This window comes from Bradyrhizobium erythrophlei (assembly GCF_900129505.1).
Taxonomy (GTDB): Bacteria; Pseudomonadota; Alphaproteobacteria; order Rhizobiales; family Xanthobacteraceae; genus Bradyrhizobium; species Bradyrhizobium erythrophlei_D.
The window spans coordinates 7,042,340-7,062,231 of sequence record NZ_LT670818.1 but is presented as its reverse complement, the minus strand read 5'-3'; the positions used below and the strand labels follow the sequence as shown (position 1 = coordinate 7,062,231).

Sequence of the window (19,892 nt, the reverse complement as noted above, 5' to 3'; positions counted from 1 at the left end):
GGATGACGAAACACGGCGTAACCATACGTCACTGGACAGTCCCGGGATGTCGGGCTAACCACCCCAAAACCCGAACTAATTCAACGGAAATTGGGCGAATAGCGAACCATGAGCAGGATCGATCCCACGGCGCGGATTGAGGACGGCGCTGTGATCGGCGAGGGCACCTCGATCGGTCCTTACTGCGTCATCGGCCCCCACGTCGTGATCGGCGCCAATTGCAAGCTGGTGGCGCATGTGCACATCACCGCGCAGACCAAGATCGGCGACGGCTGCACGATTTATCCGTTCGTGTCCTTGGGTACCCCGCCGCAAATCGTGAACTATCGTGGAGAATTGACGAAACTTCAGATCGGTCAGGGCTGCACCTTCCGCGAGCAGGTTACCGTGAACGCCGGGAGCGCGGCCGGCGGCGGAATCACCCGGATCGGCGATCGCGGTTATTTCATGAATTGCAGCCATGTTGCTCACGATTGCATCGTTGGCAACGACGTGATTTTCGCGACCTCGGCGACGCTGGGCGGCCACGCCGAGATCGGCGATTTTGTCTTTATGGGCGGACTTTCGGCCGTGCATCAGTTCACCCGGGTGGGAGCCCAGGTGATGGTCGGCGCGATGAGCGGCATCCGCAGCGACGTGATCCCGTTTGCGCTGGCGAGCGGCCAGTTCGCCACGCTCACCGGCCTCAACGTCGTCGGCATGAAGCGGCGCGGTTTCACACGTGAGCGGCTCGCGGTGGTCCGGTCGTTCTATCAAAGGCTGTTTCACGGTCCCGGTGTATACGCCGATCGGCTCGCCGAGGTGCGGCGCTTCGCCGATACGGATCCCGCGATCGCGGAAATCCTCAACTTCATCGATGCCGGAAAAAATCGCGAGCTGTGTCAGCCGTTGAAGTCCGGCAAAAAGGGTCGATGACGCGACCCCCGGGGCAAACCATGACAAGCCAGGTTGTGGATGCTTCATCGCCCATCGGCTTGATCGCGGCCGGCGGCGTCATGCCGTTCGCGGTGGCCGATTCCCTGCGCGCGCGCGGCATCCAACCGGTGCTGTTCGCGCTGAAGGGCGCCTGCGATCCCGTCGCCGTCGAGCGCTTTCGTCATCACTGGATTTCGGTCGGCCAGGTCGGCAGGGCCATGAAACTGTTTCGCGCCGAGAACTGCCGCGATCTGGTTTTCATCGGCACACTGGTGCGACCGGCGCTCTCGGAGATCAGGCTGGACTGGGTCACGCTGCGCGTGCTGGGGCGGGTGTGGGCGGCGTTCCGCGGCGGCGACGATCATCTGTTGTCCGGTATCGGCCGCATTCTCGAGCAGGACGGTTTTCGCATGGTGGGGATCAGGGATGTCGCCCCGGATCTTTTGGTGCCGGAGGGATGTCTCACCCGGACCATGCCCGGTGAAAATGCCGCCGCCGATATCGTCAGGGGCCGCGAGGTGCTGCGCGCGCTCAGCCCCTTCGACATCGGCCAGGCCGCGGTAGTGATCGACGGTCACGTGGTCGGGGTCGAGGACATCGAAGGCACCGATGGCCTGTTGGCGCGCGTGGCGCGGCTGCGCAAGGAGGGGCGGATTCGCGCCAAGGCCTCCCGCGGCGTGCTGGTGAAGGCGCCGAAAAGCGGCCAGGATTTGCGCTTCGATCTGCCGACGGTTGGACCGCGCACGGTCGAAGGCGCGGCCGCCGCAGAGCTTGCGGGGATCGCGGTTGTCGCCGGCAACACCATCGTGGTCGAGCCGCAGGCCATGATCGAGAAAGCCGACGCCGCCGGGCTGTTCGTGACCGGTCTGCCCGCGTGATGGCCGCGCGCGCAGTTGCAAATGCCGGGCGACGGATTTTCCTGATCGCCACCGAGGAATCCGGCGACCGGCTCGGCGCCAACCTGATGAAGATATTGCGCCAGCGTCTCGGCGACGCTGTCCGCTTCGAGGGCGTCGGCGGCCAGGCGATGGCCCGCGAAGGGCTCGCCTCGCTGTTTCCGATCGAGGAACTCTCGATCATGGGGCTGGCCGCGGTCGTGAAGCAACTGCCGAAGATTCTGACACTGATCCGAATGACCTCGACCGCGGTGACGGAATCTTCGCCCGATGTTCTCGTCATCATCGACAGTCCCGATTTCACTCACCGGGTGGCGAAACGCGTCCGCGCCCGCGATCCCTCGATCCCGATCGTCGACTATGTCTCGCCTTCGGTCTGGGCGTGGCGGCCGGGCCGGGCGCGGGCGATGCGCGCCTATGTCGATCATGTGCTGGCGCTGTTGCCGTTCGAGCCGGAGGAATACCGTCGGCTGCGCGGGCCGCCTTGCAGCTATGTCGGTCATCCCCTGATCGAGCAGATCGGCAGCCTGCGGCCCAGGCTTGCGGAGCAGAAACGCCGGGACGAAGCGCCGCCGGTACTGCTGGTGCTGCCGGGCAGCCGCCGCAGCGAGATCAGGCACCACATGGCGGTGTTCGGCGAAACGCTGGATCGGCTGCACGCCGAAGGCGTGGCGTTCGAACCCGTGCTCCCCACCATGCCGCATCTGAAGGAAGCGGTGACCGAGGGCGTCGGGAGCTGGAAGGTCGTCCCGAAAATCGTGACCGGCGAGCCGGAAAAACGGGCGGCGTTCCGGATCGCGCGCGCAGCCCTCGCCAAGTCGGGCACGGTGACGCTGGAGCTTGCGATCTCCGGCGTGCCGATGGTCACGGCCTACCAGGTAGGGGCGGCGGAAGCATGGATCATGCGGCGGGCGATCAAGGTGAGCTCGGTCATTCTGGCCAACCTCGTGATCGGCGAGAACGTCGTGCCGGAATATCTGCAGGAGAATTGCACGTCGGAAAACCTGTCGCGCGCGGTGCGGGAGGTGCTCGGCGATACGCCGCTGCGCCGGCGTCAGCTCGAGGCGTATGCCAAGCTCGACGGCATCATGTCGACCGGCAACCAGCCGCCCAGCGTCCGCGCCGCCGACATCGTGCTGGCGACGATGCGCAAATCGAGGCGGCCGGTCTAGGATCGTAGGGTGGGCAAAGCGAAGCGTGCCCACCACTAAAGATAATGGTTTGGCGGGATGGTGGGCACGGCGCGAATGCGGCTTTGCCCACCCTACGGTCAAAAAAATAACGACCGGACGCTGGTGCATCCGGCCGTTAACTCAAGCGTAACTTGCGCGCCTTACTTGCGCTTGTCCATGTCGATGTAGTCGCGGCGGGCGACGCCGGTATAGAGCTGGCGCGGACGGCCGATCTTCTGCTGCGGGTCCTCGATCATCTCGCTCCACTGGCTGATCCAGCCGACGGTGCGCGCCACCGCGAACAGCACGGTGAACATCGAGGTCGGGAAGCCCATCGCCTTCAGCGTGATGCCCGAGTAGAAATCGACATTCGGGTAGAGCTTGCGGTCGATGAAATACTGGTCGCTGAGCGCGATCTTTTCCAGTTCCAGCGCCACCTTCAGCATCGGATCGTCGCCGTGCCCGGTTTCCTTGAGCACCGCGTGACACATCTTCTGCATGATCTTGGCGCGCGGATCGTAGTTCTTGTAGACGCGATGGCCGAAACCCATCAGGCGGACTTCGCTGTTCTTGTCCTTCACGCGCCGGATGAAATCGGGAATCTTGTCGACCGTGCCGATGTCGGCGAGCATCGCCAGAGCCGCCTCGTTGGCGCCGCCATGGGCGGGGCCCCACAGGCAGGCGATGCCGGCGGCAATGCAGGCGAACGGGTTGGCGCCGGAGGAGCCGGCGATCCGCACCGTCGAGGTCGAGGCGTTTTGCTCGTGGTCGGCGTGCAGGATGAAGATCTTGTCGAGCGCGTCGGCCAGCACCGGGTTGATCTTGTATTCCTCGCAGGGTACCGCGAAGCACATGTGCAGGAAATTCTCGGCGAAGGAGAGCGAGTTCTTCGGATAGATGAAGGGCTGGCCGATGGTGTATTTATAGGCCATCGCCGCCAGGGTCGGGATCTTGGCGATCATGCGCATGGAAGCGATCATCCGCTGCTTCGGATCGGTGATGTCGGTGGAGTCGTGGTAGAACGCCGCGAGCGCGCCGACCGCCGCCACCATGATCGCCATCGGATGGGCGTCGCGGCGGAAGCCCTGGAAGAAGCGGGCCATCTGCTCGTGCACCATGGTGTGATGGATCACGCGCTGGTCGAAATCTTCCTTCTGCGCCTTGGTCGGCAGTTCGCCGTACAGCAGCAGGTAACAGGTTTCCAGGAAGTCGCCTTTTTCGGCGAGTTGCTCGATCGGATAGCCGCGGTATTCCAGAACGCCGGCGTCGCCGTCGATGTAGGTGATCTTGGACTGGCAGCTGCCGGTGGAGGTAAAGCCGGGGTCGTAGGTGAACATTCCGGACTGGGCGTAGAGCTTGGCGATGTCGATGACATCGGGCCCGACGGTGCCGCTCAATATCGGGAAATCGTAGGTCTTGTTGCCGACCGTCAAGGTAGCGGTTTTGGTTTTGGATGTTGCGTCCATCGTGAAGTCCCCGATGAGATCGTTGCAAAATGAAGGCGGCCGCGGACGCCATGGTTAGCCAAAGGGCGTGGGAGGCCGGGTATGCTAGGAGCACTTATAAGATGGGTATCTTATTGCTGTTTGCACTGCAAGATGGGCACGGTGAGCCCCCGATGCAACCCTATAAGGGGGCCTGATCGCCCAGCCTGCCAAGGCATTCCTGCCGCCCCAGTACCGCCAGGACGTCGAAGATGCCGGGCGAGGTAGTCCGTCCGGTCAGCGCCGCGCGCAACGGCTGGGCCACCGCGCCAAGCTTGAGGTCGTTCGTTTCCGCAAACGCCCGCATCGCGGCTTCGGTGGTCTCCGCCGTCCAGGGGTCGACGGCCTCCAGCGCCCGGCGAAGCCGGCCGATCAGCTCGCGGTTTTCCGGCGTCAGCACCGCCAGCGCCTTCGGCTCGAGCTCGAGCGGGCGGTCGGCGAAGATGAAATACGCGCCGTCAATCAGCTCGATCAGCGTCTTGGCGCGCTCCTTCAGGCTCGGCATCGCCCGCAGCAATTGGGCGCGGGTGATGTCGTTGAGCTTGGCCTTCAGGTCGGTGCCGCCGGGAACATAGTCCAGTACGCCCTCGAACATGGTCACGAGGGATTGATCGTCGGAATGGCGGATGTAGTGGCCGTTGAGGCTTTCCAGCTTGGCGAAATCGAAGCGGGCGGCCGAGCGGCCGATGCCGGACAGATCGAACGCGGCGATCATTTCCTCGGTGGAGAAGATCTCCTGGTCGCCATGGCTCCAGCCGAGCCGGACCAGATAATTGCGCAGCGCCGCCGGCAGATACCCCATGGCGCGGTAGGCGTCGACGCCGAGCGCGCCATGGCGCTTGGAGAGCTTCGAGCCGTCCGGCCCGTGGATCAACGGGATGTGCGACATGCTGGGAACCTCCCAGGACAGCGCATCGTAGATCTGCTTCTGGCGGGCGGCGTTGATCAGGTGATCGTCGCCGCGGATGACGTGGGTGACGCCCATGTCGTGGTCGTCGACCACCACCGCGAGCATGTAGGTCGGATTGCCATCACCTCGCAACAGCACGAGATCGTCGAGGTTCTCGTTCTGCCAGACCACACGGCCCTGCACCTGGTCCTCGATCACGGTCTCGCCGGTCTGGGGCGCCCGGAGCCTGATCGTGGGTTTTACGCCTGCGGGCGCTTCGGAAGGGTCGCGGTCCCGCCACAGGCCGTCATAGAGGCGGGTGCGCCCCTCCGCGCGGGCCTTTTCCCGCATCGCCGTGAGCTGTTCCGAGGTGGCGTAGCAGCGATAGGCCTTGCCGCTGCCCAATAATTGCTCGGCGACCTCGCGGTGCCGCGCGGCCCGGCTGAACTGGTAGATGACGTCGCCATCCCAGTCGAGTTCGAGCCATTTCAGGCCATCCAGGATCGCGGCAATCGCGGCATCGGTCGATCGTTCCCGGTCGGTGTCCTCGATGCGCAACAGCATCTTGCCGCCGAGCTTCCTGGCATAGAGCCAGTTGAACAGCGCGGTGCGGGCCCCCCCGATGTGGAGAAAGCCGGTCGGCGAGGGGGCAAAGCGGGTGACGACGGAATCGGTCATGATTGGAGCGGGCTACGAACTAAGGGGGGCATGCGGGAAGCGCGGTGGTGTATAGCAGGAACCGTTAATAACTAAAGCCTTCCGTGGGGCGGGCGGATTTGGCAGAACGTCCGCTGATTTCCCGAACAGGAACAAAAATGACGACAGAATCGGTAGCGGCAGAGGCGGGGCGCGATTTCATTCGCGACATCGTCCAGTCCGACCTGGACGCCAAGCGACTTTCAGCGATCGTGACCCGGTTCCCGCCGGAGCCGAACGGCTATCTGCATATCGGCCACGCCAAGTCGATCGCGCTCAATTTCGGTATCGCGCAGGAATTCGGCGGGCGCTGCCATCTGCGCTTCGACGACACCAATCCGACCAAGGAAGAGCAGGAATATATCGATTCGATCCAGGCCGACGTGCACTGGCTCGGCTACGACTGGGGCAAATACCTGTTCTATGCCTCGGATTATTTCGAACGGCTCTACGACTGGGCGGAGGGATTGATCCGCGCCGGGCTTGCCTATGTCGACGACCAGACCCAGGAAGAGATCCGGATCGCGCGCGGCACGCTGACCGAACCCGGCAAGAACAGCCCGTTCCGCGACCGCCCGGTGGAGGAAAACCTCGATCTGTTCCGGCGCATGAAAGCGGGCGAGTTTCCAAACGGCGCCCGCGTGCTGCGCGCGAAAATCGACATGGCCGCCGGCAACATCAACCTGCGCGATCCCGTGCTGTACCGCATCCTGCACGCCACCCATCCGCGCACCGGCGACAAATGGTCGATCTATCCGAGCTACGACTATGCGCACGGCCAGTCCGACGCGATCGAGGGCATCACGCATTCGATCTGCACGCTGGAATTCGAGGACCACCGGCCGCTCTATGACTGGTTCCTGGAAAAGCTGCCGGTGCCGTCGACGCCGCATCAGTATGAATTCGCGCGGCTCAATCTCACCTACACGCTGCTGTCCAAGCGCGTGCTCACCCAGCTCGTGCGCGACGGCCATGTCGCCGGCTGGGACGATCCGCGCATGCCGAGCATCGCCGGACTGAAGCGGCGCGGCGTGCCGCCGGCGGCGATCCGCGAATTCGTCAAGCGCATCGGGGTGGCCAAGGCCAACAGCGTGGTCGATGTCGGCATGCTGGAGTTCTGCATTCGCGAGGAGCTCAACCGGACGTCGCAGCGCCGCATGGCGGTGCTGCGGCCGCTCAAGGTGGTGATCGAGAATTATCCGGAAGGGCAGCTCGAGGAGATCGAAGCGATCAACCATCCGGACGATCCCACCGCCGGCACCCGCCGCATCGCATTCGGCCGCGAGCTCTATATCGAGCGCGACGACTTCATGGAGAACCCGCCGAAGAAGTTTTTCCGGCTGTCGCCCGGCACCGAAGTGCGGCTGCGCTATGCCTATTTCATCAGGTGCACCGGCATCATCAAGGATGCATCGGGCGAAGTGGTCGAGCTGCGCTGCACCTACGATCCCGCGACCAAGGGCGGCAACGCGCCCGACGGCCGCAAGGTCAAGGCCACCATGCACTGGCTGCCGGCCGCGCAGTCGAAGCCCGCGGAAATTCGCGTCTACAACCAGCTGTTCTCAAAACCCTCGCCGGATGCGGCCAACTTCGCCGCCGACATCAATCCGCAGTCGCTGGAAATTTGGACCGACGCCCGAATCGAGGCCGCCGTCGCGGAGTCCAATTCGAACGAGGTCATCCAGTTCGAACGCCAGGGCTATTTCGTGCGCGACAAGGATTCGACGCGAGACCATCCGGTGTTCAACCGCACCATCGGCCTGCGCGATACCTTTGCCAAGGAAGTCGGCGGCAAGGGCTGAGACTGATGCAATGCGTGGCCGACGAAACGGTGTCAGGCGTCATCGCGAAATGGTCGGCCGCGTTCAACAGGCTCGACGCCGATGCGCTGGCGCGGCTTTACTCGGGAAACGCGTTCTTCTTCGGCTCCAAATCCCAGCTCTATCGCGGCAACGAAGGTGTAGCGGCCTATTTCAACGCGCTGCCGCGTTGGAGTTCGCCCACCGTTCAATTCACAGACCGCGCGACCGCGCAGGTCAATTCCGATCTGATCAATTTCGCCGCGACCGCGTCGTTCGTCGTCGATGAAGATGCCGCGCCGCTGTCGGTCAAGATCACCTGGGTGATCGCCCGCGAAGACGGCGACTGGAAAATCGTCAGCCATCACGTCTCGTCGCAGACGCCGCTGTTGAGCGATGAGCCGGCAACATCCTAGTTGCAATAGCCATAGAGCCCGCAGACATAGGGCAGGCGGAAGACGTAGGAAACATACGGGCCGCCGTAATAGGGGCCGGGATTGTACCAGGACCAGGACGAGCCGTAATTGTACATGCCGCGATTCCAGACCGGATTGGGCAGATTGCTGTAGGGAATAATCGGCCCAATATATTCGCGCGCTCGAACGGCAGGGATTTCGACCCGGGCCTCGGCGGGCTCGGCAAAGATCCTGCCCAGCCGGCTCTGCGTCGGCAGATCGGCGGCGCCGGCGGTTACTGCGGTGACGAGCACAGCGAAAACGGACAGCATGATCCTGCGCGGCATGGCCAAGTCCCCGATTGCCAATTCCCTTGTTGATTCGGGAATCCTAGCCGCATGGCGTTAGCAAAGATTAACGACCGCTCGCCGCGGCCTGAGGAAACTTGCAGTCTTTCGGTTCAAGAGCGTCCCAGGGCGAGCGCGCCGGATGGTTCGCCGTCAGTCCAGCACGGCGTGGCCGGCATTGGTCAGCACGGGCACGTCGTCGCGCATCTCGATCAGGCCGAGTTCGGTCAGAATGTTCAGATCGCCCGCGCTGACCGGCGAGAGTTTCAGGCGCTTGGCCTTGATGTCACGAAGCGTCCAGCGCAGCGCGATGGCTCGCTCAAGGCCGAGATGGGCGAATGGCGCTGTGTTGTCGGTCATGGGATTCTAGAAGCGCAAGAACGTTCTTTGGTTCCTCGTTTCGACGGCTGGAGTTGAAGCAGATTTTTCCGCTGAATTCTGGATTCGTTCCGCTATCCGCCGGCTCGCAGCTTCCGATAGCATCGGGGTCCGGACGGGATCAGTGGGTGTACCGGGATGGCGGAGGGGAGCAGGGCCCGGACGCAGGGGATCGCGGGCACGTGGCCACCGCGCGGCGCAGCGCATGCCGGCGGTCTTGCGCCTTCCGGCTTTTCCACATGGTCGTCGCTTGCGGAAAAATTGCGCGCGTGGGCGCGCGCGGAAGCCGGCGCCGGACGGCTTTTGCCCTGGGTGCCCGTGGCGTTCGGCACCGGCATCGCCTTCTATTTCGCAGCCGCTCATGAGCCGCTGCTGCCGGTCGCGGCAGCCACGGCTGCGGTGCTTTGCGTGGCGGCGTTTTTCTCGCGGCGGCAGAAATTATTTCCGATTGTGGTCCTGATCGCGGCGATGGCCGCGGGTTTTGCCACCGCGACCTGGAGGACGGCGCGGATCGCGCATGGCGTGCTGGCGCGGCCGATGTATGGGGTTTCGCTGTCGGGCTTTGTCGAGACCCGCGATATCCGCGAGCGCACCGATCGTTTTGTGCTGCGCGTCGCGCAGATGGATAGCCCGAAATCGCAAGTGAGACTGGAGCGCGTGCGGCTGTCGGTGCGCAAGGGCACCGCGCCGGAGGTCGGCAGCTTCGTCGAATTGAAGGCGCGGCTGCAGCCGCCGCTCTCGCCATTGCGGCCGGGCAGCTATGATTTCGGCCGCGACATGTTTTTTCAAGGCATCGGCGCCTCCGGTTTTGTCACGGGCTCGATCAAGACCGTGGAGCCGCCCGAGAGCGGCGGGCTGTCGCTGCGCTACGCCGCCGTCATGCAGAATCTGCGTGACGCGATCGACGCGCGGATCCGCACGACGCTGGAGGGTGACAAGCGCGCCATCGCCACCGCCTTGCTGACCGGCCGCCGCGACGCGATCACCACGCCGGTCAACGACGCCATGTTCATCTCCGGCCTCGGCCACGTGCTCTCGATCTCGGGCTATCACATGGCGGTGGTCGCGGGCGTGGTGTTCTTCGCGGTCCGGGCGCTGCTGGCGCTGATTCCTCAGCTCGCGTCGGGCTTTCCGATCAAGAAATGGTCGGCGGCGGCAGCACTCGCCGCGGCGCTGTTTTATCTATTGCTGTCGGGTGCCGAAGTCGCCACCCAGCGCTCGTTTTTCATGACGGCCGTCGTGCTGATCGCTGTCATGGTCGACCGCCGCGCGATCACCTTCCGCACGCTCGCGGTCGCCGCCATGATCGTGCTGGCGATCGCGCCGGAAGCGCTGGTGCATCCGAGCTTCCAGAAATTGGGCGCGCATCCGTACTAGAGCGGCATTCGCGAGCAAAGTTGCTTTTATTTCAACGGGTTGAGCCAACTACCGCGACCCGTCGCGGCGAACAAAAACCGATCAAAAACCCGGCGAATCCGGCATTTGGTGCCGAAAAGTCCCAAACAAAGTCCCAAACCGGTTTTGGATGTTCGCGTGCCGTTCCAGCCGCAGCGGTCGAGGTTTTCCGGCCGTCTCAAGAGGCCCCGCGCGAGGCGCGCGAGTGGCAAGCCTTTTGGGGAATTTGGGACGCCGGACCGGAAGATGTCGGCGGTTCGATCCCGTCATCGCCTACCAACGACGAGACCGAACAACGGTAGCTTCGGCCGGTCTCGATCTCGCTGCGCAGAGCTGGGCTGGGACGGCGCCCTCTTACACGGTCGCAATAAGGTGCCGTTCCGTTGATCGCGGCGACCCATGGCAATGTCGGTGTTTGTCCGAATTCGATAGTTGGGGATGTCCTTATTTACTTTAGCGTGTAATCTTGGGGCGTTTCAACAGGGGGGTATCAATGCGCCTTGGCCGCCACAACCACCAACTCCCAACGCAGCTACAATGCTTGTGATCCAAACCGGCAGCGCAAAGCGCCTCCGTAAGTATGCTAAGTTCATGGCGATTGTCCTGCTCCTAACAGGTTCGTTCGGAGCGCTACTAACTCTTCATTGGTACACTCCCCCACCCGAAAAGTAAGACCGCCTTGCCGCTGGCGGCGTCGCTTAAAGACGGGGTCTTCTATGATCGAACGAGACTTTACCGCAACTCGAACGGACCGCAGTGGCGCTTACGTCGAAGAACGAAATATCGTGGTTCCCATAATCGCGGGAATTGTCGCAATCGTCGTCGCGATGGGGTCTGCTGGATATTATTTTTATACCAACGCCGAAATGTTTAATCCTTACAAGAAGACCTATGAAAAACTTGGGATTGATCTTCCGCGCTCGTTCGAGAGGTTTGAGCTAGCTTCGAAATATCTGGATCAAGTAACCCGCGAGCCTTGCGATAATGTTGCTTTCACGGCGCTCGCTAAACGTATGGAAGCTGCTGGCTACCCTCGCGAGAGTGCCAAGAGCCTTGAAGCTTACAATCGAAGCTGCACGTTTTCCGAGGAAATGTTGCAATCTGCTTACGCGGCTTACACGCGAATTGGCGATCACAAAGCAGCAATCGGCGTGGCCGACGAACTCGTAAAGTTCGATCCAGCAAGCTACGATTACAGATTCATGCGAGGCAGCGCGCACGAACATGACCGGGATTACAAGGCTGCTCTCGCGGATTATATCAGCACGCTGGACCTATTTCCTGATCTCTCGAACGTTGACGGATCACAATTTTATCAAGTTTCAACAATGTACGACAAACTAGGCAAGCCATGCGACGCTATAGGTCCTCTGGAAACTTTCATTTCCTACAACGTTAGGGAGCGCCAAAGTCAGCAAATCGCAAAACTCATTTCGGATTACTCACGAAAAGGAAATTGTGCCGCGACCTATGCGAACGGGTCAGCCCGGGTAGTCATCCCGCCAAATAAATTGGTCGATGTTTTTATAAATGGTGTACCTGCCCGAATGATCATAGATACCGGCGCTTCACTGGTATCACTGACACCCGGAATGGCCGTTCGCGCAAGGATTGTGCCTGACGCGACCGATCTAATAGAAGTAAAGGTGGTCGGAGGTCTGTTAAAGCAGGCAACTGGCTATGCGCAAATCTTGCAGGTCGGGACAGCGACGGCCGCAAATGTGCCCGTTCTCATTGCTATCGGGAGTACGGATGCGTTTGGTCGGGGAGTTGACGGCCTGCTCGGAATGAGTTTCCTCTCTCGATACACTGTCGCGTTGTCTTCCGGATTGCTTGAGTTGAAACCGCGTAATCGCAATTCAACTCCGTAAACCGTCCGGCGCGGTAGGGACGATTCCGGCGCTTAGAGACGAGGCCTTCCAAACCCCATCGCGACGTGACCAGCTTCGTGCATTGCGGCTCCATATCGATCTCCGCTGGCTGTCACGCGAACAGCTCGGCACCGGCTGGCGTGAACCGCACATAGGTCCCTGACTCGTGCTGCGACAGCCAGCCCGACGTGATCGCGCGGGCGAGGGCGGCCCGGTACTGTTCTGGTGTGCCGCCATCTTTGAGAAACGGGCCGTTGATCAGCTCGATGTAAATCCGGCCGTCCTGCACCGCCTCGGCTGCGTTGGCGATCTCGACCAACTTGCGGGCAGCGCTGTCGGGATCGGCAAAGACGCTCAGCTCGATAAATTTCATTGGTCACCTCGACTGAGGAGCATGGCGGCTAAACAGCAAACCGAGACATTTCGCGGGGGTAAGCGAACCATGTTTGTTGGTCAGATAAGTATCCACGACCACGTCAGGCATGATCCCCGGAATTTTCTCACGCTGCCGGGTGACCTCTCGAAGTATGCCGCACGGCGATGCGGTGCCGAAAAGAGCCACGACAAGCACGGCCCCGATCACGCCGAGGGCCGCAATGATTGTTAAAATTTTCATAGCCGCTGCCACCCCTTGGCCGCCGTCACGCGGATCGCCGTGCAGCGGTGATATGGGGGACGTGGATCAGAACAGCGCCGGGCTGATGGCTGTCGAAGGCTTCGCCGCAGGCGCAGCGCATAATGCTGCTCGGTCGCTGCGACGGCAACCGCTCGCCAGCTTTCCACATCGCAGATTTACGCGCTGTCCAAGCCTCCTGATCTAGCCACTCCTGAAAGTCCGCCTCGGTTCGGTTGGCGAGGAACACCCGCCACGCGACTTCGAAGTCGGCGCGGGCTTGGTCGAAGGTCGCCGCCGTGCCGTTGGTGCACTCGCGCGGATGCGACCCGGGATAAAAGCCGCAGCTCCAATCCCACGGATCGGTGTCATGCGGGTTGCCGCTGCGCACCGAGATCACCCCGGCGCGCACGTCGCCGAAATAAATTTCCCAGCGCTCGTTGCGATGGTCGGGAGATCGGCGGCGGGTGAGTTGGGGCTCGTTCATGCGCACATTGAAGCGCAGGAAAGGGAGGTCGCGCAATCGAAAAACGCCGCGCTGCCAATGCTGCGAGGTGTCCAAAAGTGGACACCGAAAAATGTGGGGTGTGTTTTTGGGGCGGAACGTCGCCGTTGCATCCGGCGATGCCGGTGATCATAATCTGAGACGAGAGCGCCGCCCGGGAGCAACCACCGAGCGGCGCAGATCGAAGCGACGAGACCGACCAGCAAGAAGGCCACCGTCATGACCACACTTACAGACGAGCACGCCGGGGCGCAATACCAATCCGCACCATGGCCGCAACGTTGGCGCACAATTCCGCGCCCGACCGCAGCACCGAAATTTCCCGAGCCGCCGACACCGCAGCAGCTCACCGCGCAACTCCGCATCAAGCTCGCGCGCGCCGTCAACATGATCGAGCGCGACGGCTGCACCCCGCGTGCCGCCTGTCGCGATGCTGGCGTGGCTCGAGCGGTCGACGCCATGGTCGAGAGGCTTTGCAATGACAGGGGCGTGCAGCTCCGTCTCCCGCTCAAACTCCCATCCGACCGGAAGCAGCGCGCGGAAACATGTCGTCGCGTCTCTCGCTGTCGGCTCGACAATCCGGAAAGACAAACGCAGCTCGCGGCTGTCACGCGCGCGCTTTCGAACGACGAGATCGAACGCAAGCCATGTGCGCTCTGCGGAAGCAGCAAGAACATCTGCGTCGGGCCAGTGCTCTCGATGCAGCCGCTCAAGGTGAGCTGGCGGTGCAGGCGATGCAGCAATGCGATGCGGAGGAAGTGAACAAGGAAGCGCGCTGTCGTGATTTGCAACTGCCTGCAAACGAGATCATGATCTAAAACGAATGCGCCGTCACAGGCTCGACTCCGTGACGGCGCGATATTTCGAAACAGAGTTTGACCAACAGCAACCGGCTCTGGCGGCCGGAACACATCGAAGGAGTACATCGATGCACGGGACACTTGATAGGCGCGTTGCGTTAGCCGCGCAAGATGCAACCGCACCATCCCTAATCACAACTGCAGTAGCGACCTTCAAGCAGCGTGATCAATGGTCGCGCAAGATCGCCCGTGATCCTCGCGTCAAGCTGATGCACAAACATGTGCTGCGCTCGCTCGCCCTCTGCGCGCGCGGCGATGGCGATGGCGGGCTCTTGATCGAACCGACCTATGCCGAGCTTGCCAAGGCGGCGGGATGCCACAAGGCCACTGTGATCCGTGCTGTCAATGTCGCTGAAGAGATCGGGATCGTGCGCAAGAAACGACACAGTGACGGACGGGTGAGCAACGCCTTTGAGCTGCTTTTGCCTGTTGGTTCCAACGGTCGCAAATTTGATGTCGCAACGGTCGCAAATCCGGCCGATGCCGAAACAGCCAACGGTCGCACTGCTGCGACTGTCTTAAGGTCTAAGAGCAACAAGGAAGAGGAAGCAACGAAGACTGTTGAAGCATCCAGTTCTATAACTACTACGGAGAGGGCCGATAGGCCCGCTCTCACCGATAGAGTCCCTTTGTTGCCGCGCGAGGTAACGGGACTGAGCGAGCCATCACCACCTTGCCCGGCTTTCCAAACCGGCCACGACGCCGCTGATCAGTGCCAAACCTCTCAACCGAAATGCGCGCCTTACGGCGCATCGATAGAAATTGATCAGAGCAAAACGAAAATCCATCTCATGGCAGGCAACTTAACAATGTTGCCCGGATCGCGCGAGATCGGCCCGGTTCTGACAACGGAGGAAATCATGCCACGGCAAACCGACGAGGCCACCGAGAAAGCCCGCGCCGACCGCATCGCCGCACGCGAGGCCCGGCGGCAGACACTTCGGATGTTCTTCGCCATCCGCGACCGCTATCCGCTCCTCGACGACGGCGAAGCGGCGCTCGTCGCCTTCGATGCAATGCTCGCCGAGGTCGACGATCCGGAGGCGGTGCAGCGAATGTTACTCGACGCGGTCACCACCATCGCAGCCCGCAACATTGCGCCCGACAGGCTTCGGCCGCTGGCGGTGTTCATCGCGAGGGGAAATTGGCGCACCGACCTATGGATGGCAGCGTGATGATCGAAACATGCCACGTTGGCACACTTGCGCGTGGGCCACAGCGGGCCGCACAGAGCGGTTTGGGATCATGGCCGGTACATTGTCCCGACCAACCCGCTGCATCGCATCGGCGGGCTTTGCGCGCGCGGCGCGCGCCATCGCAAGCGGCGGGCGAAGCCGCCATCATGTGACGGCAATTTTTCAAGCTGCGGACAAAAGCGTTACTGAATTGTGGAGGAGCAACATGACGCAACCGACACACCGCACAAATGACCCGGATGGCTCGGTGCTCGCCGCACTTGAGGCGTGGCTTGTTCAAATCGGCCAACTTCGCGCAGACGGGCAATTGGATGATGAAACACAGGCTTGGTTCGTCGGGAGGATCAAAGAACAGATTAAAAATATCGAATCCGCGTCGGGAAGTTAGAAGCTCAAATTAGCGTCGTGCTCGCCCGGCGCTTCGCCGCTGCCTCTGTTACTTTGCCGATTGCGAGCTGCAGGAAAACTGCCGTTGCGAAGAAAGCCAAACAAATCGCGGGATAGTCTCACCTCCTGATCCCGGCGCGGAAAATCCGTGACATGGTCGTGAATGAGGTTTGTTGCTCGACGCGCCTCATCGCCGCGACATGGAAGCCTTTGCCCGTGAATCGGTCTCCATGCTGTTGCAGGTATAGCAACGGAAGACCTCCAAGGCTGGCTTGCCGTCGACCGCCGGGAGCGTACCAAGGTGGCCCATTTGTGCGCTGCAGCGCTTGTATATTCGAATCAGTGGCTCGGACATACGCTTAGGCTGTCACACCGAGACCGCCATCACAGTACGGAAACCGACAAACAAACCATACAGTTTCGAGAGTGTCACCGAGTCCACGGCGAACCTTCTCGGCTGCTTCTGCTTCCTTGATCAGTTGCACCACCTCCCGAAAGCGGGAGCGCTCGTTGTCGTCGTCCTTGTCGGTGTGCGCCCAATAGATGCCGCGCTCGCGAAGCAGATCGGTATAGTTCTGCTCAATGTGGGCGACGGCCGACTATTGGCGGCTCGTGATGGTCGCCGGGCACTGCGCGCTGCAGAGGGGGGTTGGGCCGGGGCCGGTGTCTGTGGCCACCGCCATCCCGCTAGCGCACCAAGCCTCATTGCGCGGCCTTGGGCGGCCCGCCATCTCGGAAGGGCTATTGGCGGGTCTGGTAGCGCAGTGTTACTTAACGCGAGGCAATCTAGCTGGTTGGAAATGCGCCACAGATCGGCAGGAGGCTCAAAATGCAAGGTGCAACGCAGAGGCTAAATCGTAAAGACCGCAAGCCGTCAAGGATCGGTATCATCAAGCGCCGTGACGCGCCTCGTCGCGTCGTCGGTCGCCAACGCGAGATAGACGCCAACATCGGCCGCATCATCTCGACCGCACGCATGATCCTGAAAGCCCATGAGTTCGATGACACCACGGAAGGCGCAATGATGCGGCTGACGGCTGATAGAACAATCCAGCTTTGGACGATGTTGCCAAGGTGATGTGGGTCGAAGATCAGGGAATGCCGCAGAAAGCCCAAAAGCCACCAAGTTTTTGACAGTTTGCAACCGTGCGGTTGCGGCATTTGATTCGGCTATGCCCGGCGAGTTTATAATTTGTGAGTTGAACCTGCCACTGGTTGGACGATGCTGCCCGCGTCGGTCGGCGCGAGCAATATGCGTTTCGGCGGATCGAAGCATACCGACGTGGACGTCAATTAGCGAGCCGTCAGGGCAAACCTTGGCGGTTCGCGCTTGCGTCTTGTCGCGAGTGTTACGCTGTATCAGCGGCAAGCTGATGGTCCGTTTCGGTAAGTCGCTTTCTAGGACGAATAGCTCGCATCGCAAATCTGACAAAGTTGCGATCTCACTTGCGTTATTGGCGATATGCGATTCGCTTTACGCAAAGTGCATTCCGATGCCCGGCCACGAAAGCTTCACCATTCACGCGACCGAAATCGACGGGCAAAGCTACCCCGACGACTATACGGTCATCTGGCGAGGGTTGCCGATTGGCCGGATCAGAAAAAATCCCGGTCTCCCTGATCATGTGGCTCAATGGTCGTGGGGCTGCAACGTTTACGGTCAACAGTCGGCCCGGGAGGACAGCGGACAGGGCACCGATCTTGAGGACTGCAAGGCCGAGTTCAAAACCGCTTGGAGGCGGATACGGGCTCGACTCTCAAGCGCGGATGTCGCCAAGGCGCAGGCTGAGCACGGGCAGAGCAGAAGCAAAAATCAAGAACGCAATTCCACTCTTGGGATTGGTGGACTCGCGGGTGGCGCTGGCGGCCCACCTACGGCAGGCAATATCTAAAATACGTTGATGCGTGAAGTAGGATCGATGCGCTGCATCGACTGCGCTATGACTGGCACTTGCCAACCCTCGACATCGAGATCATCTTGAGAGAGATCGAAGCGCTGGCTCTACGGCGACCATCCTCGCCGCGATGAGCGCACTGGCAGCACACCGCGCACAACTCTTGCATCTTGCAATCGAAGCGCGCGCCGATGGTGACCATCGGACCATGGATCGAAAGCCACAAGATGGTGACCCTGCATTTGCGCAGGGTCCTTCCGGTGCCCCGGTGGGGTGCGGGTGGCGCTCGCCCGCTCGCTATAACCAGCGCCGATATTTTTCCAAGGGGCGACAACTCTTTAAGGAACCGATGATGCAGACATTCAGCGCCAACGGCATCGCGGAACGGCTTGAACGAGATCGCTCGACCTGCATCAAGGCGCTGAGGAATATCCCGCCTGATCGAATGGTGAAGGGCAAGCCGCAATGGAAGCTGTCGACGGCGAGCCGGGCGGTCGAGGCGCATTTGCGCGGCTACGACACCGGCGGCGGCAATCATCAGCTCGCGGCGCTGATCGATACGCTCGAAACCAGCTATGCTAAGCTTGACGATCAATTCGCGCGATTGGAGGCACAGCCAGATATCGAAAAGCGCCGCGAGTTGTCGCTCGAAATGCAGATTGGGGCGACGATCAACGTCATCGAGGCGACGTTCGCGGAGACCAACCGGCTCGACACCGAATCCGGCTGCCTGATGCAGATCGTGACCGACAAGCTCTGCGGCATGGCGAGATCGAAGCTCGTCGACGCGCTCGACCTGTGGGACTGTGTCGACGAGGTCAAAGCCGAAATCGCGGCGGACGCCGCCGCGCTCGGTGCCTGATCGCCATGGTCCCCGACCGCGCCATCAACGAACCCGAGGCCGATCCTCCGGCCGCCGCCGATCCGCCCGAGCCCGCGTCAAGGATCGCGGCACTGACCGCTGAGCTGGTCGCCACGCGCGAAATGCTCGCCGTGGCGAAGGCGCTGATCGCGGAGATCGAAAAGCCGCCCCGGCGGTGGATGGGGCTCAAAGCCGCAGCTCGTCACGAAGGCGTTCGATACGAAACGGCGCGGCGATGGACGATGCGCGGCTCTGTCGTGGCGCGAAAGGACCATGGGCGCGTCTTTGTCGATCTCGCATCGCTGCAGGAATATATCGCTCGCTCGCAAGACCGGTGAGGTTTTGTGGTGGAACGGGCGGCACGACAGGCGACCGCGTCGAGCGTATCGTCGACCGCGTCTCATAGAAGGCAGAGCACCATGGGCATTTTCAAACCGAGCATCGATAAACAGCTCGCCGCCGCCATCGATGCGCGCGACCGGCTCACCTCGCGTCTCGCCGACAGCGAAACCAACATCGCCGATCTTGCGGCCGAAGCCGAACGGTGTGCGCTAGACAATCTGCCGGACGCCGAGCTGGATAAGGTCGAGGGCCGGATGCGCGCGGCTTCCGACCGGGCGCAGACGTTGCGCTCCGCGCTCGCGAAGGCCACGGTCGAGGTCAACCGCCTTGAACAGGCGCGCGCCGACGCCGCCGACAAAGCAAGGCGCGAGGAAGTCGCTTCCTCGCTCGAATTGGTTGCGCGCGAAGTCGTCGAAAGCGCGGAGGCGGTCCGCGCCGCTGTCGACCGGCTCTATGTCGTCATGGCCAAGGCCGCGACCATCGCGCCAGAAGCCGCCGGTCTCGCGACCTTCGCGGAAATGGCGCGGGTTGAAATTCCGTCAGGTGCGGAGTTGATCGCGCGACTCGTTCGCCAGAATCGCGAGCAGGTGCTTTCCGGCGGCGCGCCTCCGCGAATGCCGGTGGTGCCGGAGCCTTACATCCAACCATCGGCCCCGGGGAGGGAGCTGACCGCGATGCTGTTCGCGCTTCGGCCGATCAAATGGCGCGATGAATTCGGGAAGCAGCGGATGGGCGGAAAGTTTCAGGATGTCGAGGTGCCGCAGCGCCTCGCCGCGAGGGCATTGCAGAGCGGCGCGGTCGTGTCGCTCGACAATCCGTTGCGCCGACAGCACGGCTCGCAGGGCGGACCGGTGCCGCATGCTTCCTCGGCATTCGATCTCGACGCCGAAGCGTCACCCGAGCCGGAACACGTCGCCGAGCCCCCGATTGTGCATTCGGAATTTGAGCGCGTCGACCGTGGCCCGCCGTTTGTGCTCAAACTCGCGAGGTGATTC

21 protein-coding genes and 1 pseudogene are annotated in these 19,892 nt (G+C 61.9%); 15 read left to right on the top strand and 7 right to left on the bottom strand.

Annotation, left to right across the window (positions count from 1 at the left end; translation table 11 throughout):
- The first annotated feature begins 108 nt into the window (after positions 1–108).
- Genes lpxA through lpxB form a run of 3 tightly spaced genes read left to right on the top strand, consistent with a single transcriptional unit; the run spans position 109 to position 2,983 of the window.
- Positions 109–915 carry an acyl-ACP--UDP-N-acetylglucosamine O-acyltransferase gene (lpxA, locus tag B5525_RS33030; protein ID WP_079569953.1) on the top strand — a complete coding sequence of 269 codons (807 nt, stop codon included), beginning with the start codon at positions 109–111 and terminating at the stop codon, positions 913–915.
- 20 nt (positions 916–935) lie between these two features.
- Entirely contained in the window at positions 936–1,793 is an 858-nt protein-coding gene (locus tag B5525_RS33025; RefSeq protein WP_079569952.1) for an LpxI family protein, read from the top strand.
- Positions 1,793–2,983, top strand: coding sequence for a lipid-A-disaccharide synthase (gene lpxB / locus B5525_RS33020; protein ID WP_079569950.1), 1,191 nt, complete (start codon positions 1,793–1,795; stop codon positions 2,981–2,983). The genes B5525_RS33025 and lpxB overlap by 1 nt, the downstream gene beginning before the upstream one ends.
- 161 nt (positions 2,984–3,144) lie before the next feature.
- Here lpxB and gltA read toward each other — a convergent pair whose 3' ends face one another.
- Together gltA and gltX are read right to left on the bottom strand one after the other, a co-directional pair.
- Entirely contained in the window at positions 3,145–4,449 is a 1,305-nt protein-coding gene (gene gltA, locus B5525_RS33015) for a citrate synthase (protein WP_079569948.1), read from the bottom strand.
- A gap of 160 nt (positions 4,450–4,609) precedes the next feature.
- Positions 4,610–6,034, bottom strand: coding sequence for a glutamate--tRNA ligase (gene gltX, locus B5525_RS33010; protein ID WP_079569947.1), 1,425 nt, complete (start codon positions 6,032–6,034; stop codon positions 4,610–4,612).
- 137 nt (positions 6,035–6,171) lie between these two features.
- On the opposite strand from gltX, the gene B5525_RS33005 reads away from it, so the two are divergent.
- Positions 6,172–7,854, top strand: a complete 1,683-nt coding sequence (locus B5525_RS33005) for a glutamine--tRNA ligase/YqeY domain fusion protein (protein ID WP_079569945.1) — start codon at positions 6,172–6,174, stop codon at positions 7,852–7,854.
- Between the two features lie 5 nt (positions 7,855–7,859).
- Positions 7,860–8,267, top strand: coding sequence for a YybH family protein (locus tag B5525_RS33000; protein ID WP_079569944.1), 408 nt, complete (start codon positions 7,860–7,862; stop codon positions 8,265–8,267).
- Here B5525_RS33000 and B5525_RS32995 read toward each other — a convergent pair.
- Complete coding sequence (locus B5525_RS32995; protein WP_079569942.1) at positions 8,264–8,593, bottom strand: hypothetical protein; 330 nt, start codon at positions 8,591–8,593, stop codon at positions 8,264–8,266. The genes B5525_RS33000 and B5525_RS32995 overlap by 4 nt on opposite strands.
- A gap of 153 nt (positions 8,594–8,746) precedes the next feature.
- Positions 8,747–8,953 carry a hypothetical protein gene (locus B5525_RS32990; RefSeq protein ID WP_079569941.1) on the bottom strand — a complete coding sequence of 69 codons (207 nt, stop codon included), beginning with the start codon at positions 8,951–8,953 and terminating at the stop codon, positions 8,747–8,749.
- Positions 8,954–9,109: 156 nt separating this feature from the next.
- On the opposite strand from B5525_RS32990, the pseudogene B5525_RS32985 reads away from it, so the two are divergent.
- A pseudogene (locus tag B5525_RS32985) lies at positions 9,110–10,324 on the top strand (ComEC/Rec2 family competence protein); the annotation flags it as partial.
- A gap of 758 nt (positions 10,325–11,082) precedes the next feature.
- On the top strand, positions 11,083–12,237 hold the full coding sequence (locus tag B5525_RS32980) for a retroviral-like aspartic protease family protein (RefSeq protein WP_079569937.1): 1,155 nt from the start codon (positions 11,083–11,085) through the stop codon (positions 12,235–12,237).
- A 112-nt stretch (positions 12,238–12,349) separates the two neighbouring features.
- On the opposite strand, the gene B5525_RS32975 is transcribed toward B5525_RS32980, so the two are convergent.
- From B5525_RS32975 to B5525_RS32965, 3 genes are read right to left on the bottom strand one after another with little or no spacing between them, the layout of a single operon-like run.
- Positions 12,350–12,610 carry a hypothetical protein gene (locus B5525_RS32975; RefSeq protein ID WP_079569936.1) on the bottom strand — a complete coding sequence of 87 codons (261 nt, stop codon included), beginning with the start codon at positions 12,608–12,610 and terminating at the stop codon, positions 12,350–12,352.
- A 3-nt stretch (positions 12,611–12,613) separates the two neighbouring features.
- Positions 12,614–12,853 carry a hypothetical protein gene (locus tag B5525_RS32970; RefSeq protein ID WP_079569934.1) on the bottom strand — a complete coding sequence of 80 codons (240 nt, stop codon included), beginning with the start codon at positions 12,851–12,853 and terminating at the stop codon, positions 12,614–12,616.
- A gap of 25 nt (positions 12,854–12,878) precedes the next feature.
- On the bottom strand, positions 12,879–13,412 hold the full coding sequence (locus B5525_RS32965; RefSeq protein ID WP_079569933.1) for a hypothetical protein: 534 nt from the start codon (positions 13,410–13,412) through the stop codon (positions 12,879–12,881).
- Positions 13,413–13,574: 162 nt separating this feature from the next.
- Here B5525_RS32965 and B5525_RS32960 point away from each other — a divergent pair, with 162 nt between their 5' ends.
- From B5525_RS32960 to B5525_RS32920, 8 genes are all read left to right on the top strand, one after another.
- Positions 13,575–14,117 carry a hypothetical protein gene (locus B5525_RS32960; RefSeq protein ID WP_079569931.1) on the top strand — a complete coding sequence of 181 codons (543 nt, stop codon included), beginning with the start codon at positions 13,575–13,577 and terminating at the stop codon, positions 14,115–14,117.
- Positions 14,118–14,283: 166 nt separating this feature from the next.
- Complete coding sequence (locus B5525_RS44770) at positions 14,284–15,390, top strand: helix-turn-helix domain-containing protein (RefSeq protein ID WP_154073590.1); 1,107 nt, start codon at positions 14,284–14,286, stop codon at positions 15,388–15,390.
- A gap of 70 nt (positions 15,391–15,460) precedes the next feature.
- Positions 15,461–15,799 (top strand): hypothetical protein, encoded by a 339-nt coding sequence (locus B5525_RS44765; RefSeq protein ID WP_154073589.1) that lies wholly within the window; start codon positions 15,461–15,463, stop codon positions 15,797–15,799.
- An 828-nt stretch (positions 15,800–16,627) separates the two neighbouring features.
- Positions 16,628–16,876, top strand: coding sequence for a hypothetical protein (locus tag B5525_RS32940; protein WP_079569925.1), 249 nt, complete (start codon positions 16,628–16,630; stop codon positions 16,874–16,876).
- Positions 16,877–17,291: 415 nt separating this feature from the next.
- A complete protein-coding gene (locus tag B5525_RS32935) occupies positions 17,292–17,690 on the top strand; it encodes a hypothetical protein (protein WP_079569924.1) in 399 nt (132 codons plus the stop codon).
- Between the two features lie 355 nt (positions 17,691–18,045).
- Positions 18,046–18,555: a hypothetical protein gene (locus B5525_RS32930; protein WP_154073588.1), complete on the top strand. Its 510-nt coding sequence runs from the start codon at positions 18,046–18,048 to the stop codon at positions 18,553–18,555.
- A 5-nt stretch (positions 18,556–18,560) separates the two neighbouring features.
- A complete protein-coding gene (locus tag B5525_RS32925) occupies positions 18,561–18,893 on the top strand; it encodes a hypothetical protein (RefSeq protein ID WP_079569921.1) in 333 nt (110 codons plus the stop codon).
- Between the two features lie 81 nt (positions 18,894–18,974).
- Positions 18,975–19,889 carry a hypothetical protein gene (locus B5525_RS32920; protein WP_079569919.1) on the top strand — a complete coding sequence of 305 codons (915 nt, stop codon included), beginning with the start codon at positions 18,975–18,977 and terminating at the stop codon, positions 19,887–19,889.
- The last annotated feature ends 3 nt before the right edge of the window (positions 19,890–19,892 follow it).

What these genes read in the sequence shown, in the direction of transcription:
- B5525_RS32995 (WP_079569942.1), bottom strand. Translation starts at nt 8,593, where the DNA reads ATGCCGCGCAGGATCATGCTGTCCGTTTTCGCTGTGCTCGTCACCGCA.
- B5525_RS32920 (WP_079569919.1), top strand. Translation starts at nt 18,975, where the DNA reads ATGGGCATTTTCAAACCGAGCATCGATAAACAGCTCGCCGCCGCCATC.
- B5525_RS32925 (WP_079569921.1), top strand. Translation starts at nt 18,561, where the DNA reads ATGGTCCCCGACCGCGCCATCAACGAACCCGAGGCCGATCCTCCGGCC.
- B5525_RS32990 (WP_079569941.1), bottom strand. Translation starts at nt 8,953, where the DNA reads ATGACCGACAACACAGCGCCATTCGCCCATCTCGGCCTTGAGCGAGCC.
- B5525_RS32975 (WP_079569936.1), bottom strand. Translation starts at nt 12,610, where the DNA reads ATGAAATTTATCGAGCTGAGCGTCTTTGCCGATCCCGACAGCGCTGCC.
- gltA (WP_079569948.1), bottom strand. Translation starts at nt 4,449, where the DNA reads ATGGACGCAACATCCAAAACCAAAACCGCTACCTTGACGGTCGGCAAC.
- gltX (WP_079569947.1), bottom strand. Translation starts at nt 6,034, where the DNA reads ATGACCGATTCCGTCGTCACCCGCTTTGCCCCCTCGCCGACCGGCTTT.
- B5525_RS32935 (WP_079569924.1), top strand. Translation starts at nt 17,292, where the DNA reads ATGCCCGGCCACGAAAGCTTCACCATTCACGCGACCGAAATCGACGGG.
- B5525_RS44765 (WP_154073589.1), top strand. Translation starts at nt 15,461, where the DNA reads ATGGCCGGTACATTGTCCCGACCAACCCGCTGCATCGCATCGGCGGGC.
- B5525_RS32940 (WP_079569925.1), top strand. Translation starts at nt 16,628, where the DNA reads ATGCAAGGTGCAACGCAGAGGCTAAATCGTAAAGACCGCAAGCCGTCA.
- B5525_RS32930 (WP_154073588.1), top strand. Translation starts at nt 18,046, where the DNA reads ATGCAGACATTCAGCGCCAACGGCATCGCGGAACGGCTTGAACGAGAT.
- lpxB (WP_079569950.1), top strand. Translation starts at nt 1,793, where the DNA reads ATGGCCGCGCGCGCAGTTGCAAATGCCGGGCGACGGATTTTCCTGATC.
- B5525_RS32970 (WP_079569934.1), bottom strand. Translation starts at nt 12,853, where the DNA reads ATGAAAATTTTAACAATCATTGCGGCCCTCGGCGTGATCGGGGCCGTG.
- B5525_RS44770 (WP_154073590.1), top strand. Translation starts at nt 14,284, where the DNA reads ATGCACGGGACACTTGATAGGCGCGTTGCGTTAGCCGCGCAAGATGCA.
- lpxA (WP_079569953.1), top strand. Translation starts at nt 109, where the DNA reads ATGAGCAGGATCGATCCCACGGCGCGGATTGAGGACGGCGCTGTGATC.
- B5525_RS32980 (WP_079569937.1), top strand. Translation starts at nt 11,083, where the DNA reads ATGATCGAACGAGACTTTACCGCAACTCGAACGGACCGCAGTGGCGCT.
- B5525_RS33025 (WP_079569952.1), top strand. Translation starts at nt 936, where the DNA reads ATGACAAGCCAGGTTGTGGATGCTTCATCGCCCATCGGCTTGATCGCG.
- B5525_RS33000 (WP_079569944.1), top strand. Translation starts at nt 7,860, where the DNA reads ATGCAATGCGTGGCCGACGAAACGGTGTCAGGCGTCATCGCGAAATGG.
- B5525_RS33005 (WP_079569945.1), top strand. Translation starts at nt 6,172, where the DNA reads ATGACGACAGAATCGGTAGCGGCAGAGGCGGGGCGCGATTTCATTCGC.
- B5525_RS32960 (WP_079569931.1), top strand. Translation starts at nt 13,575, where the DNA reads ATGACCACACTTACAGACGAGCACGCCGGGGCGCAATACCAATCCGCA.